This window comes from Acidovorax sp. HMWF018, from assembly GCF_003061035.1.
GTDB classification, from domain to species: Bacteria; Pseudomonadota; Gammaproteobacteria; order Burkholderiales; family Burkholderiaceae_C; genus Acidovorax; species Acidovorax delafieldii.
In genome coordinates this window covers 1-1209 of record NZ_QAIM01000323.1, presented here as the reverse complement: position 1 = coordinate 1209, position 1209 = coordinate 1, and the positions used below count along the sequence as shown (strand labels likewise).

General features: G+C 55.5%; 1 pseudogene. It reads left to right on the top strand.

Annotated features, from left to right (window positions below):
- Positions 1-1070: 1070 nt before the first annotated feature.
- Positions 1071-1209: pseudogene (locus DBR23_RS12260) on the top strand (alkene reductase); the annotation flags it as partial.

Here is a 1209-nt window from a genome sequence, read left to right as displayed (position 1 = left end):
ACTGTTAGGAGCCGTTTCATGAGTAAAGTCAACGCTGTTGGACGTAGACCAGCGCCAGCTTGAACATATGCTCACGTTGCTGATGAACAACCGTAGTCGGCCTGCGGTCCCCAAACAGCGTACCCTCATCGTTTGGGGTGCGCAGGACAGGCTGCCGAACGCCGACACTGACGTTGCAATCTCACTGCATCAACGAATTGAGCAGTCAGAGCTTCAGATCATTCCTGACGCCGGACACCTTCCTCAGGTTGAGCAGCCAAACGCCTTCGTAAGAGTCATACGGGAGTTTCTTCAGGAGGACTCATCAGTGACTACCTGAAAGCAAAGACCAGCAGCACTTGACCACCGAGTGCGCTGTAACTTGCCCACGCCCGCAACATTTACTTGACCGACCGGACCCCGGCCCAGTGCCAGTCGGAGTTACTCGGCGTAGGAATGACTCCTCCACTGGTAAACATCAAATCCAAGACAAAGTTACCTTGCAGAACCGAAGTACGCTAGGCCGCATGCTGCTGGGACTGCCATCGACAGGCGATAGTGATCACTGAGTCCGGCAGACTTGCCACGGATCCGTTCAATTGACCACGAGATTGGCCGCACTCGCCTGGTACGTACAAGCACCCTTCATTGGGCCATTACGCTGCAGGCAGGGAGGGGGCAGCCATGCTACGGTTTGACCCGAGTAAAGTCGAAGTCTGAATCAGGCTGGTTGCTGCCGCTCGACTTCGGCGTCGTGCCATGTTCAAAGTGCCACAGCAGAGATTTCATCGGTCAGTACCGCAAGAGACCGGTCTACCACTTGAACCGGTCACTTGGCGGGAGGAGACTTGTGAGACTTCCGGGAATGGCGGCTTCCAACGTGTGTGAACGGGTCCTCTCGACCCAAAGCAGCCTTCTAGCTTTCTGGATTCACAACCCGTAAGCGGACCTTTATCCAATGCATCGTGCGTTGGTTGCAAAAGCAGGTGCAGTGCTAACACAGTCTTCGGTAACCCTGCCGAAGTCCGAGTATCGGGAAGCTGTTACCTTCAATTCCGTTTTCTCTTCAAGCAACCAGTGCTTTCAACACCATGGTATTCAATCCACTTCAAGTAGGTTCTCTCACCCTGCCCAACCGTATCCTGCTGGCACCGCTGACCCGCACCCGTGCCGACGCTGGCCACATGCCCAACGCGCTGATGGCCGAGTACTACAGCCAGCGAGCCACCG